This is a genomic window from Caenispirillum salinarum AK4 (assembly GCF_000315795.1).
In the GTDB taxonomy this organism is placed as follows: Bacteria; Pseudomonadota; Alphaproteobacteria; order Rhodospirillales; family Rhodospirillaceae; genus Caenispirillum; species Caenispirillum salinarum.
Genome location: NZ_ANHY01000005.1, coordinates 150,440 through 163,546, shown reverse-complemented (window position 1 = coordinate 163,546; position 13,107 = coordinate 150,440). Strand labels below are relative to the sequence as shown.

Here is a 13,107-nt window from a genome sequence, read left to right as displayed (position 1 = left end):
GGCCATGCTCCGGATGACGTGGATGAAGGCTCAGGCGGTGTACGCGGCGGATGTGCGGGCCGTTCCTCATGACCGGGTTGCGCGGCGAGCGGAGGTCAATCCGCGCCGTTGCGCTTGCTCTTGTCCCTGCCCTGACGCCCGTCCTGCTGCTCGCCCTCGCGGACATGGCGGGCGGGCCAGCGGTCGCGCAGTTCCGACAGGTGGTCGACGTGGGTGACCAGCAGCACGCGGTCGCCGGCCTGAACCTCCGAGGCCTCCTCGGCCAGTTCGAAGTCCTCGCCGCGCTGGATGAGGACGGGGCGGGTCTTTTCCGGCAGGTCCAGGTCGGTGCAGGGGCCGGCCTCGTCCTCGGTCACCTCGAAGCTGTAGAACCGCACGCCGCCGCCGATGAAGGCCGACAGGTCCGCGTCCGCCCCCGCCACCACCAGGTCGACGACATGGCGCGCCATGGTCTGGTCGGGGATGATGGTGTTCTCCAGGCCCAGTTCCTCGCAGATGCCCAGGAAGTCGGCGTCCTGGATCTTCGGGATCACCCGCGGAAACCCCAGTTGCCGGCCGACCAGGGCGGCGAGGATGTTGTCCTCGTCGTCGTCGGTGAGGCACAGCAGCGCGTCGGATTCCGCGGGCTTGGCCTCGCGCTGGATCATGGGCTTGGCGCCGTCGCCGTGCAGAAAGCCGACGTCCAGGTCTTCCGTCAGGTCCTCGATGCGGGCGCGGTCCTGCTCGATGATGACGATGTCGTGGCCCTTGTCCACCAGCATGCGCACGATGTTGAGCGTCAGCGGGCCGGCGCCGATGCAGACCAGTCGCATGAAATCATCCTCCCTTCCAGGTGCGGGGCGCGAGCGCGATCAGCAGCGCCAGGAACTCCACGCGCCCCAGCAGCATGCAGACGATGAGCGTCGCCTTGACGGCCCCCGGCGCCTCCAGCCCCGTCACACCCGCCGACAGCCCGACGGTGGAGGTGGCCGAAATCACCTCGAACAGGGCCGCCATGGGGGGCGCGTCCGCCGCCAGGCAGACGCCCCAGCCGACCAGGATCGTCGCGCCGTATAGCAGGGCGAGCAGCATGGCCGTCTGCGCCGCGCCCTCGTGCACCGGGCCGCCGTGGGTGCGCGGCTTGGCGACGGCGTGCCGGGGCAGGGCGGTGGACAGAAGCGCCGTGCGCACGATGGCCACCAGTACCAGAACGCGCGCCACCTTCAGCCCGCCGCCGGTGGAGCCCAGGTCGGCGCCGACCATCATCTGCGCCATCATCACAAGCTGTGCCGCCGGCGCCATCTGCCCGGGGTCGAGCGTGGAATAGCCGGTGGTCGTCTGGGCGCTGGCCGAGAGGAACAGCGCATGGCCGAACAGGCTCCAGTCCACCGCCCAGATGCCGCCCTCGCGCCAGGCGGCCTCCAGCAGGGCGATCAGGGCCGCGCCGCCGACGATGAGCACCACCAGCGCCTGGGCCTCGCGGTCGCGTAGCAGGTGGCGCGGCCCGTCCTCGCGCAGCCGCCACCAGAACAGCAGCGACACCGCCCCGGCCAGGGCGAACACCATGATGACGGCGCGCGCCGGCCAGTCCCACCCCGCCAGGCTGTCGCCGTGGCTGGAGAACCCGGCGGTCGAGACCGCCGTCAGCCCGTGCAGCAGCGCCTCCCACCCCGAGCCCGTCAGCGCCCACAGCGCGGCGATGCAGGCCGCCGTCAGCGCGCCGTAGACCCACAGCACGCGCTTGGCCCGTGCCCGGGTGCCGCCGATGAAGTCGCTTTCCGAGGCCTCCATCCGCCCCAGCCGCCGCGACAGCACGCCCGGCCGCACCGTCAGGCTCAGCGCCAGAACCAGGATCGCCAGGCCGCCGTACCACTGCCCCCAGGCGCGCACGAACAACAGCGCCGGCCCGTGGGCGGACGGGTCGGGGAACATGGTCAGGCCGGTCGAGGTGATGGCCGACACCGCCTCGAAGAACGCCGCGTCCCACGGCACTTCCTGCGGCTTCAGCGGCCACGCCAGGGCGGCGGCGCCGGCGATGAAGCTCAGGCCGGAGACCAGCAGGGCCTCGTTGCGTTGCACGTCGGACACCGTCAGCGCGCTCCACCGCCGCCCGAGCGCCCAGAAGCCCAGAAGCAGCACCACCGGCACGGCGCAGCGCACGGCCGTTTCCCAGTCGCGCAGCAGCAGGGCCACGGGCACCGGCACGCCCGGCGCCAGCGCCAGCGACGGCGCCAGCGCGGCGAAACAGGCCGCCACCATGCGCGGCCGCACGGGCCTTGCCAGAACCGCCGCGCCCTTGCCGGCCATGAGCCGTTCGCCTTTCCGTGGTGGAGCCTCCTGTTCCCGCAACGGAAGGGAGCCTTGCACGGTTGCCGCCCGCGCCGTAAGGAGAGGGGCGCGCACGCCAAGCCAGGAGACCGCCGCCATGTCCAGCCGCACCCTGCGCCCCGCCGCCTTCCTCGACCGCGACGGGGTGCTCAACGTCGACCACGGCTACGTCCATCGCTGGGCCGACTGGCAGTGGATGCCCGGCGCGCGGGAGGCGATAAAGCTGCTGAACGACGCCGGATGGTGGGTGTTCATCGTCACCAACCAGTCGGGCATCGCGCGCGGCATGTACGGCGAGGCCGAGATGCACGCCCTGCACGACGAAATGGCGCGCGATCTGGCAGAGGTGGGTGCGCACGTGGACGCAATCGCCTTCTGCCCCCACCACCCGGCCGGCGCGGTGGCGCCGTTTGCGACGGAGTGTGACTGCCGCAAGCCGAAGCCTGGAATGATCCTGCGGCTGCTGCGCGACTGGCCGGTGGAGGTGGGGCGCAGCTTCCTCATCGGCGACAAGCGCCGCGACCTGGAGGCGGCGGAGGCCGCCGGCATCCCCGGCCACCTCTACACCGCCGGCGACCTGGCGGGATACGTGCGGGGCGTGATGGACCGGATGAAGCGGGGCGGGTGAGGCCTTCCGGCCGAGCCGGGACGGGATGCGAGGGAGGCCCGGCCGGGGACGAAGGCCGCCGACGGCGCGGCGACGATCGTCGTCAGGTCTGCGTGAACGCCGCCTCAAGCCAGCGAATGAAGGTGGCGATCTTTCGCACGCGCGCGCGCTCGGGCAGGCAAAGCACGCCGTAGGAGAGCCCGCGCACCTGGATGTCCGGCCGGACGGGCTTCAGCAATCCGCGCGCCACCAGATCCCCCGCGAGGACATCGCTGAGAAGCGCCAGACCCTGACCGGCGATCGCACATTGCGCGACGTGATGCTCCTGCTTGAATTGGCGCACCTTGGGCCTGTCCTCGGCACTCGCGCCCACGGTCAAGGCTTCGGGCGAGATCGACGGCAGGCCCGGCTGTTCCCAATCGGTGGTCAGGATCGTCGCGCCGTTCAGCCGTCCGCCAAGCGCCACGGCCACATCCGGCGCGCCGTAGAGGCCGATCCGCTCGGGCGGGAGGGCGCGCGCCAGACAGGGACCCTCGTCGCCGCCGTACCGGATGGCCACGTCGATCCGCCGGTCCCGCGCAAGATCCACGGGCGCGGTGCCGGTTTCGAGCCTCAGGCGGATGTCGGGGTGCGCCGCCTGAAAAGCCTCCATCCGCGGCACCAGCCAGAGGGCGGCGAAGGCCGGGGTGGTGGTCACCGTCAGGTCATGTTCCGTGGCATGAACCTCGCTCAGCGCATCGCCGATTTCCGTGAAGGCGGAGGTCAACCGCTCGGACAAGCGGCGCCCGGTATCGGTCAGATGAACCGCGCGCGTCTCCCGCACGAACAGCTGCACGTCAAGGGCCTGTTCAAGCCCGCGGACGTGGTGCGACACGGCGGTCGGAGAAACGGAAAGCTCCTCCGCCGCGTCCTTGAAACTCCCGAGGCGCGCGGCGGCTTCGAAGGCGCGAAGCGATATGAGGGACGGCATGGCGTGCAGCATGCCTTCAGATACATGAGTTTGATGTCTTCGTAAAAGGGGATTTCGAGCGTGCCCGGCCACGCCTCATCCCGTGCCGTTCCCGATGTCGTTCCCTGGCGGCGCAGCGGTGTCGCGCGATCGGCCGGCGAGATGGATGAGTTTTGCTCATTAATTGAAGCGTCCTTTCGTTTTGTGGCCGCCAGGGCGGAGCGATTACAAAGACGGCATCCAAAACGGCGATCCGCCTTGGGAACAGGAGCACGCTCATGCCCAATATCCTGCACATCGACGCCAGCGCCCGGCCCGGCCGCTCGGACGAAACGCGTTTCGGGTCGCACAGCCGTCGCCTGAGCGCCAGGTTCGTAGACGCCTGGCGCGCCGCGCGCCCTCAAGACCCCATCGTCTACCGCGACGTGGGACAAGATCCGCCCGCCCCGGTGACCGGGCGCTGGATCCATGCCGCCTTCACGCCGCCGGATCAGCGCGAGGACTGGATGCCCGAGGCGCTGGCGGAGAGCGATGCCCTTGTCGATGAAGTGTTGTCGGCGGACGTGATTGTCGCCGGGGTCCCGATGTACAACTTCGGGGTGCCCGCTCAGTTCAAGGCCTATATCGACAACATCGTGCGCGTCGGCCGGACCTTCGGCTTCGACCGCAGCCGCGAAGGCAAACCCTATTGGCCGATGGTGCCGCCCGGCAAGCGGCTGGTCGTGACCACCGCGCGCGGCGACTTCGGGTACGGCCCCGGCGAGCGTCTTGAACACAGCAATCACGTCGAGCCCGGCATTCGGACGGCCTTCGCCTATATCGGGATTAGCGAAATGCATTCGGTCGCCGTGGAGTACGACGAGTTCGCCGACGAACGTCTGCAGGACTCGATCGCCAAGGCCGAGCAGTCGATCGACGCGCTCGTCGCGCGCTTCGTCACCGAACGGCATACGGCCTGACGCGCGGGCCGGCGCACGCCGGCCCGCCAACCTCGGAAGCAATGCCATGACGTCATGTGACGACTTTCCCAACCTGGACGCCCTGCTCTCACGGGTCGTCGAACAGGCGACCGACCGTGCGCTCGCGGGGGCCGCGCCCTTTGCCGCCCTCGTCGTCGACGAAACCGGGTCCGTTGTAGGAGAGGGGGTGAATCGCGTTGTCGACCATAGTGATCCGACGGCGCATGCGGAGATAGAGGCGCTTCGTGATGCCGCCGGCGGCCTCGGGCGGACAAGCCTGCGCGGTCACGCGGTGATCGCCTCGGGCGAGCCTTGCGCCATGTGCGCCATGGCGCTTCGCAGCGCGGGCGTGGAGCGTGTGTATTACGCGATGTCCCGCGATCAGGCGGCGCAGGCCGGCTACGACTACCGGTCGAGCTATGACGTAATCCGCGAAGACGCCCTTGGGCGGGACTTGCCGTGCCGCCATGCTCCGGCGCCGGAAGCCGAGGCCATGCTGGCGCGCTGGCCGGAAAGGGCCGCCACGCCTATTCCCCCGGATTGACCGCCATCCGCCGGCCGATCACCGAGAGCGGCGTGGCGTCCTCCTCCACCCGGTCGACAAGCTGGCCGTACCAGGTTTCGTCCCCGTTGGCGGGTTTCAGGGTGTGCTTGAGGAACAGCATGTCGGAAAAGTCGTCCAGCTCCGGCAGCGGGTCGCCGGCGAAGCGGACGGCGTCGATGGATATGCTGAGCGTTCGGTCCTCGGCTTCGGTGTAGGTGCCGAGATAGTAGTAGGTATCATCGCCGCCGGTGACGTAGCCGGCGGTGAGCGTGAGCGTCGCGCCGGTGGCCTCACCCAGTGCGGGGTTCTCCACCCTGACGACCCCGAACCCCTCCACGCCCGCCATGGCCCGCGCTCCCGGAGCGTTGTCCCGGCTTTCAGTGTGCACCGCAACCTTATGCATCTTCAACGCCTCTTTCCCCCTAAGGTGCCAAGGCATCCTAGCGGAAAGGGCAAAGGGTGTCGCGCGAGGCGGGAGCGGCGGAAGGGTTTCGGGCCCAGGGTGTGGCGCGGGGGCCATAGGGGAGGGCGAGAAGGGGCGGCCAACGGCCGGACGCTGACGCTGGTTGACGCGCGTCAGCACCCGGCCCTTGCCGGCGTGCCCGCCCCTCACTCCCACTCAATCGTCCCCGGCGGCTTCGAGGTCACGTCGTAGACCACCCGGTTCACGCCGCGCACCTCGTTGATGATGCGGTTGGCCGTGCGGCCCAGGAAGGCGTGGTCGAAGGGGTAGTAGTCGGCCGTCATGCCGTCCGTCGAGGTCACCGCGCGCAGGGCCAGAACGTGGTCGTAGGTGCGGGAATCACCCATCACGCCCACCGTCTTCACCGGCAGCAGCACGGCAAACGCCTGCCAGATGGCGTCATAGAGGCCGGCGTTGCGGATTTCCTCCAGATAGATCGCATCGGCCTTGCGCAGAACATCGCACTTCTCGCGCGTGATCTCCTGGCCGGGGATGCGGATCGCCAGGCCCGGGCCGGGGAAGGGGTGGCGGCCGACCATTTCGTGCGGCAGGCCAAGCTCCGCCCCCAGGATGCGCACCTCGTCCTTGAACAGCTCGCGCAGGGGCTCCACCAGCTTCATGTTCATGCGCTCGGGCAGGCCGCCCACGTTGTGGTGGCTCTTGATGGTGACCGAGGGGCCGCCGTGGAAGCTGACACTCTCGATCACGTCGGGGTAGAGCGTGCCCTGCGCCAGGAAGTCGGCGCCGCCGACCTTCTTGGCCTCTTCCTCGAACACGTCGATGAAGGTCGCGCCGATGATCTTGCGCTTTTCCTCGGGGTCCGTCTTGCCGGCCAGCTTGCCCAGGAACAGGTCGGAGGCATCACGGTGGACCAGGTTGATGTTGAAGCGGTCGCGGAAGACCTTCACCACCTGGTCGGCCTCGCCGGCGCGCAGCAGGCCGTGGTCGACGAAGACGCACACCAGCTGGTCGCCGATGGCCTCGTGGATCAGCGCCGCGACGACCGACGAATCCACGCCGCCCGACAGGCCGCAGATCACCTTGCCGTCGCCGACCTGGGCGCGGATCTTCTCGATCTCCTGCTCCTTGAAGGCGGCCATGGTCCAGTCGCCGGCGCAGCCGCAGACGCGCTTGGTGAAGGCCTCGATCAGCTGGTGGCCGTGCGGCGTGTGCACCACTTCCGGGTGGAACTGCACGCCGTAGAAGTGGCGGCTTTCGTCGGCGATGAAGGCGAACGGCGCGTTGGGCGAGGTGGCGTAGACCTCGAAGCCCTCGGGCAGGGCGGCGACGCGGTCGCCGTGGCTCATCCACACCTGTTCCTTGGCACCCACCTGCCAGACGCCCTCGAACAGGGCGCTGTCCTTCTGGATGTCGAGGAAGGCGCGGCCGAATTCCTGCATGTCGCTGGTTTCCACCCGGCCGCCCAGCTGCGCGACCATGGTCTGCTGGCCGTAGCAGATGCCCAGGATCGGCAGGCCCATGTCGAACAATTCCTGCGGGGCGCGCGGGCTGACGGCCAACGTCACCGAGGCCGGCCCGCCCGAGAGGATCACGCCCTTGGGGTCGAAGGCGCGGATGGTCTCTTCCGTCACCTTGTTGAAGGGCTGGATCTCGCAGTACACGCCGCTCTCGCGCACGCGGCGCGCGATGAGCTGGGTGACCTGGGAGCCGAAATCGATGATGAGAATGCGATCGGTCATGACGGCGGATGTCCGGCAGGCAAGGGGAGAAAACGCGGGGCGGAGTTGGCGCGGACGATAGCCCAAAGGAACGGCGGGCTCCACCGTTTTCGAGGCGTTGCAGCGGGGGTCGGGGCTCAGCCCTCGCCCCGCTCCAGCACCGCCGTGAAGAAGCCGTCCGTGCCGTGGCGGGCGGGGGTGAGGCGCAGCGCCGTGGCGTAATTGTTCATGGGGCAGTTGGTGCCGACGGCCGCCTCCCACACCTCGCAGACGGGCAGGACACGCCAGCCTTCGGCGTCTTCCCAGCGCTCCAGGAAGGCTTCCACCTGATCGGCGTTTTCCTCGGGCAGCAGAGAGCACGTGGCGTAGACCAGCCGGCCGCCGGGCTTCACCAGCCGGCGGGCGCTGTCGAGGATGCTCGCCTGGCGCCGGGTCAGGTCGTCGAGCTGCTCGGGCGAGAGCCGCCAACGGGCGTCGGGGTTGCGGCGCCAGGTGCCGGTGCCGGTGCACGGCGCGTCCACCAGCACCCGGTCGAAGCCCTTGGCGTGGCGCTTGACCCACTTGTCGGACTCGCTCGACAGCACGCGGCGGGTGACGTTGTGGGCGCCGGCCCGCTTCAGCCGCGCCGCCGAGCGATCAAGGCGGCCTTCCGAGACGTCGCAGGCGATCAGCCGGCCCTTGTTGCCCATGCCGGCCGCCAGCCCAAGCGTCTTGCCGCCGGCGCCGGCGCAGAAGTCCACCACCGCCATGCCGGGGCGGGCGTCGGTCAGGAGCGCGATGAGCTGCGAGCCCTCGTCCTGCACTTCCACCAGCCCGTCCTTGAAGGCCTGCGTGGTGGGCAGGTTCACGCGGCCGGCGGGCAGGCGCAGGCCGAGCGGGGACAGGTCGGTGGCCGAGGCCTCGACCCCGTCGGCGGCCAGCGCCGCCAGGGCGGCATCGCGGTCCTGCGCCTTCAGGGTGTTCACCCGCAGGTCCACCGGCGCCTCCGGCAGCATGGCGGCCAGTTCTGAGTCGGTGTCGGCGCCGAACAGTGCCTCGAAGCGCGGATAGATCCAGTCGGGCACCTCGAACCGCACGGCGGGCGGCATGTCGGGGTGCGTGGCGGAGCGGCCCTGGAGCAGGTCGGCCACGGCGGCCTCTGCCGCGCTCAGGCGGTCGGGCGCGTGGGTCTGGCCCGAGAACAGTCGGTCCAGCGGGTCCACCTTCAGGTGGTCGGTGATGAGCAGGTCGGCGATCACCCGCAGGCGCGGCGTCACGCTCATGCCCTCGCGCCCCGCACCTTGCGCGGCCCAGTGGCACCACCAGGTCAGCCGCGCCCAGCGCCGCAACACGCCCCACACCCGGTCGGCGATGGCGCGGCGGTCCTTGGAGCCGATGAAGCGGCGCGACCGGAAGAAGGCGGAGGCCGTGCCGTCGGCAGGGCGGGACACGGATTCGATCTCGCCCAGGAGGTCGATGGCGGCCTGGAGTCGGGCTGCGTCATGCATGGGAAACGGTGCTCTCGGATGCGGTGCGGCCGCGAGATATAGCGCGATGCCGGCCAACGTGAAAGCCGCCCGTGCGGCGCAGCGTGTCGCCGCGGGTCAGGGTCAACCCAGGCGGGTGTGACGGGTTGAATTCTCTAATATCCTGATAAATCAGGGGGCGCCTGTCTCGAAGATATCATGAACAAAGGTGTGCTCTTATAACGAATGACATATACCTAAGGCTTTTGGGGTTTTGTATTCCAGATTGGATGCATTTTGTCTTGGGGGGAGTCAATGGTGAGTCTGCGTGCCCGGGCCTTGGGTTCCGTGTCGGTCATCGCGCTGACGGTCTGTGTCTCCATACCGGCGCAGCCGGCGGCGGCGGCCTGCGTGGACCAGGCGAATGACGACGTCGTTTGCTCCGGCACGACCGCACCGGGGACGGACAAGCCGCTGCCCGCAGGTTCCGCTCTGTTCAACCAGGCCGGCGCGGCAACCACGTTCACCGGCGCCGGCATCAACAGCGGCGCCGACAACCAGGCCGTGGTCAACCTCGGCGATGGCATTCCCAAGCCCGACATTTATAGCGGCGAGCCCACCTATGCCGACCTGCTGTCCAATGCCCAGGCGGGGGCCACCGGCAACGGCGGCACCATCAACAGTGCCATCAGCCTGGGCGGCGACACCGATCACCTTGTCAACTTCGGCGCCATCACCGGCGCCGTGGACATGGGAAGCGGCAATGACGAGGTCTTCCTCGGCAAGGGCTCGACCCTGAACGGCGGGCTGTCCATGGGCGACGGCAACGATTTCGTCTATGCCGCGGGTACCGTGGACACCGTCGACCTGGGCAACGGCAGCGAGAACTGGCTGGTGGTCGGCGGCGCGGCGAGCGGCCTGACCGACGCGCTGGCGCAGGACATCCCGAACATCGGCCAGATGAACGACGATGCGCCGACCATGGCGCCGGTCCTGCTGGGCCTCACCGCGACGCCGACAGCCACCGGCCACGTCACCGGCGGGGTCACGGGCGGCAACGACCGCGACGAGGTCTACAACCTGGGCACCATCGACGGCGGCGTGAACCTGGGCGCGGGCGACGGCTTCGTCTACAACGCCGGCGCCCTCAACGGCACCGTGGACCTCAGCCAGGCGGGGACTTCCAACGACATCGCGGCGGAGGTGCTGAACTTCGGCACCATCACCGGCGATGTGCGGATGGCCGGCGGCGAATCGATCTTCTTCAATCTGGCCGCCGTGCCGGACCTGCTGGCGGGCATCACGGCCGACAACGTGCCGATGGACCAGGACCCGCTGGTCGACGTCATGCTTCTGAGCGAGCCGGCGGGCACGCTGTCGGGCACGGTCAATGGCTCGATCATCAGTGGCACCGGCCAGTTCGAGGTCTTCAACCTGGGCACCGTGACCGGCGTGGTGGACGGCCGCGTGGGCACCAAGGGAATGCTGGTGGTCAATCGCGGTCTCATCGATGCATCGGGCGCGGGCAACGTCGCGGTCCTGGGCCAGAGCAACGCCGTCGCCACCCAGTGGCACACCCCCGAGGACGAGGTCGTCAACGTCGGCACGATCACCGGCGACGTGCAGTTGGGCGACCAGGACAACATCTTTGTCAATGGCCAGCGCACCGCCACCTTCCGCGACGCCTATGTGGCGGTGGTCGGCAGCGACGGCAGCGGAGGCGACGACACGGCCATCCGGGCCATGTTCAACACGGCCCAGGACCTCAGCAAGGGCGGCGTGCTGACCGGCAGCTACACGGGCGGCACCGGCGAGGACACGGTCGCCAACTTCGGCCGCATCACCGGCACGGTCACCACGGGTGCGGGCAACGACCTGGTCGCCAACGCCGGCGAGATCGGCGGCGCCGTCGACCTGGGCGCCGGCGACGACGAATATGTCCACGGCTACGGCTCGTCGGTGCCGGGCGTCGACGGCAACACCGGCCGCGACACCCTGACCGTGGCCGGCCCCGGCGGCACCGTCGATCTGTCGCTGTTCAGCAACTTCGAGGTCTATAACGTGGGCGCCGGCTGGCAGACCGCCCAGGTGGACTTCTCCGGCACCAACGATGCCCGCACCGTCGACCTGTCCAGCACCGTGACGGGCGCCGTCACCATGGGCGGCGGGGACGACACGGTCGGGCTCAAGGACGGCGCCAGCATCGGCGGCCCCATCGACGGCGGCCACGGCACCAACACGCTGAACCTGCAGGGCGGCGGCGAGATCAACACCGAGATCAAGAACTTCGCCACCCTGAAGCTGGAGGACCCGGCGCCGCAGCCGTCCAAGCGCTGGAAGCTCAACGGCAAGGTCACGGTGGACAAGGCCGAGATCAATGCCGGCGGTCTGGCCGTCAACGGCACCATGACCACCACCGGCGGCGTCACCGTCGGCGGCAACGGCATTCTCGGCGGGTCGGGCACCATCGTCGGCGACATCACCGACCGCGGCCGCCTGGCGCCGGGCAACTCCATCGGCACCATCACGAACACCGGCAACTACACCAAGTCCGGCGTCTACGAGGTGGAGATCGACCCCAACGGCACGTCGGACAAGCTGAGCGTCACGGGCACGCTGACCATCGACCCGGCGGCCACCGTCTTCGTCACCGCCGAGACGCCAACCGGCGCCACGACCAAAAAGACGTGGACGGCCGCCGACTTCCAGGACACCACCACCTACACCATCGCCCAGGCGGGCGCGGTGACCGGCACCTTCGCCTCGGTGACCGACGACTTCCTGTTCCTGAATCCGGCGCTGTCGTACAACGGCACGACCGTCACCCTGACCATGGAGAAGATCGCCGACATCCGCGAGGTGGTGCCGGGCATCGCCTCCGACCGCGCCAATGCGGTCAACGAGCTGCTGCAATCCGGCGTCGCGCCGGGCTTCCTGGAGGCGCGCAGCGGCGATGAAAAGACCTGGAACGGCGAAAGCGCCGCGGTCGCCGTCTCCGCCTCGGGCCAGGCCACCGGCCAGTTCACCGGCGCGATGGGGGCGGCGTCTGCGTCGGGCCGCGCGGCTGGAGCCGGCGCGGGCGTCAATACCGGCGACGTCATGGCCGCCGAGGACGGCGGCATCTTCCGCAGCGGCAGCCTCTGGCTGGCCGGCCTGGGAAGCTGGGGCGAGGTCGACGGCGACGCCTCGGCCGCCGGCTACGGGTCGCGCACCTGGGGGCTGAGCGCCGGCGCCGACACGCCGGTCACCGACGACCTGCTGGTGGGCGTTGCCCTCGGCTACGCCGGGACCAATGTCGACAGCGACCTCGCCGGCACGGAAACGGACGTCGACAGCTACCAGCTGGGCATCTACGGCACCTGGACGCAGGGCCCGTGGTACGCCAACGGCACGGTGTTCTACGGCCGCCACGCCTATGACTCCGAGCGGCTGGTGGTCTCCGGCGGCAATGCCCAGACGGCCTCCGCCGATTACAACGCCAACGAATACGGCGCCGGGGTGGAGGTCGGCCGCACCTTCGCCGCCAGCGGGCTGGAGGTGCAGCCCTATGCCGGGCTCGATGTCTCGCTGCTCGACCGCGAAAGCTTTACCGAAAGCGGCCTGACCGGCGCTCTGGCCGGTGCCGACCTCGCCTTCGACAGCGAAACCTACACCACCGGCCGCGCCAGCGCCGGCCTGCGCGTCGCCTACCCCTATACCAGCCAGGGCGGCTGGCGGGTGGTGCCAACGGCCGAGGTCGGCGTGGCGCATCGTTTCGGCGATACCGACGGCAGCGCCACGGCGCGTTTCACCGGCGGAACCACCGATTTCACGGTGTCGGGCCCGGACGTGAACAACACGGTCGGCGTCCTGGGCCTCGGCCTGTCGACCAACTCCGACAGCATGGGCCTGTTCGTGGATTACGGCGGGGAGTTCAACGCCGAGCAGACCCAGCACACCGTCAACGGCGGCATCGTCTTCCGGTGGTGAGCCGGCGGACGGCGGCGCACGCCCGACGGCGGCGGCTTCTGGCTGCCGCCGTTGCCGTTTGCACCGCATTGACCGTCGCCGCCTGTGCCGGCGGCAGCGCCGCGCCGCCCGATCCGGCCGCGCGGCTGGAAACGGCGCGCGCCGTTGCGGCCACGGCCGGCCTGTCGCAAGAGGTGATTCCGGCG

Annotated in this window: 10 protein-coding genes; 4 read left to right on the top strand and 6 right to left on the bottom strand. The window is 69.6% G+C overall.

What is annotated here, in order from left to right:
• Positions 1-95: 95 nt before the first annotated feature.
• Both C882_RS05980 and C882_RS05975 read right to left on the bottom strand, forming a co-directional pair.
• Positions 96-812, bottom strand: coding sequence for a potassium channel family protein (locus tag C882_RS05980; RefSeq protein ID WP_009539671.1), 717 nt, complete (start codon positions 810-812; stop codon positions 96-98).
• Positions 813-816: 4 nt separating this feature from the next.
• On the bottom strand, positions 817-2,286 hold the full coding sequence (locus C882_RS05975; RefSeq protein WP_009539670.1) for a TrkH family potassium uptake protein: 1,470 nt from the start codon (positions 2,284-2,286) through the stop codon (positions 817-819).
• Between the two features lie 118 nt (positions 2,287-2,404).
• Here C882_RS05975 and gmhB point away from each other — a divergent pair, with 118 nt between their 5' ends.
• On the top strand, positions 2,405-2,935 hold the full coding sequence (gene gmhB / locus C882_RS05970; protein ID WP_009539669.1) for a D-glycero-beta-D-manno-heptose 1,7-bisphosphate 7-phosphatase: 531 nt from the start codon (positions 2,405-2,407) through the stop codon (positions 2,933-2,935).
• Between the two features lie 82 nt (positions 2,936-3,017).
• Here gmhB and C882_RS05965 read toward each other — a convergent pair whose 3' ends face one another.
• On the bottom strand, positions 3,018-3,896 hold the full coding sequence (locus C882_RS05965) for a LysR substrate-binding domain-containing protein (protein WP_009539668.1): 879 nt from the start codon (positions 3,894-3,896) through the stop codon (positions 3,018-3,020).
• A 245-nt stretch (positions 3,897-4,141) separates the two neighbouring features.
• On the opposite strand from C882_RS05965, the gene C882_RS05960 reads away from it, so the two are divergent.
• Complete coding sequence (locus C882_RS05960; protein ID WP_009539667.1) at positions 4,142-4,822, top strand: FMN-dependent NADH-azoreductase; 681 nt, start codon at positions 4,142-4,144, stop codon at positions 4,820-4,822.
• 46 nt (positions 4,823-4,868) lie between these two features.
• A complete protein-coding gene (locus C882_RS05955) occupies positions 4,869-5,366 on the top strand; it encodes a nucleoside deaminase (RefSeq protein WP_043643855.1) in 498 nt (165 codons plus the stop codon).
• On the opposite strand, the gene C882_RS05950 is transcribed toward C882_RS05955, so the two are convergent.
• The 3 genes from C882_RS05950 to C882_RS05940 form a co-directional block, all read right to left on the bottom strand.
• The gene (locus C882_RS05950) at positions 5,350-5,712 is read right to left on the bottom strand and encodes a hypothetical protein (RefSeq protein ID WP_009539664.1); all 363 of its coding nucleotides are present in this window, start codon (positions 5,710-5,712) and stop codon (positions 5,350-5,352) included. The genes C882_RS05955 and C882_RS05950 overlap by 17 nt on opposite strands.
• 263 nt (positions 5,713-5,975) lie before the next feature.
• Positions 5,976-7,529 carry a glutamine-hydrolyzing GMP synthase gene (gene guaA, locus C882_RS05945; protein WP_009539663.1) on the bottom strand — a complete coding sequence of 518 codons (1,554 nt, stop codon included), beginning with the start codon at positions 7,527-7,529 and terminating at the stop codon, positions 5,976-5,978.
• Positions 7,530-7,645: 116 nt separating this feature from the next.
• On the bottom strand, positions 7,646-8,995 hold the full coding sequence (locus C882_RS05940; protein ID WP_009539662.1) for an RsmB/NOP family class I SAM-dependent RNA methyltransferase: 1,350 nt from the start codon (positions 8,993-8,995) through the stop codon (positions 7,646-7,648).
• Between the two features lie 273 nt (positions 8,996-9,268).
• Here C882_RS05940 and C882_RS05935 point away from each other — a divergent pair, with 273 nt between their 5' ends.
• Positions 9,269-12,922, top strand: a complete 3,654-nt coding sequence (locus C882_RS05935) for an autotransporter outer membrane beta-barrel domain-containing protein (RefSeq protein WP_043643853.1) — start codon at positions 9,269-9,271, stop codon at positions 12,920-12,922.
• Positions 12,923-13,107 lie beyond the last annotated feature (185 nt).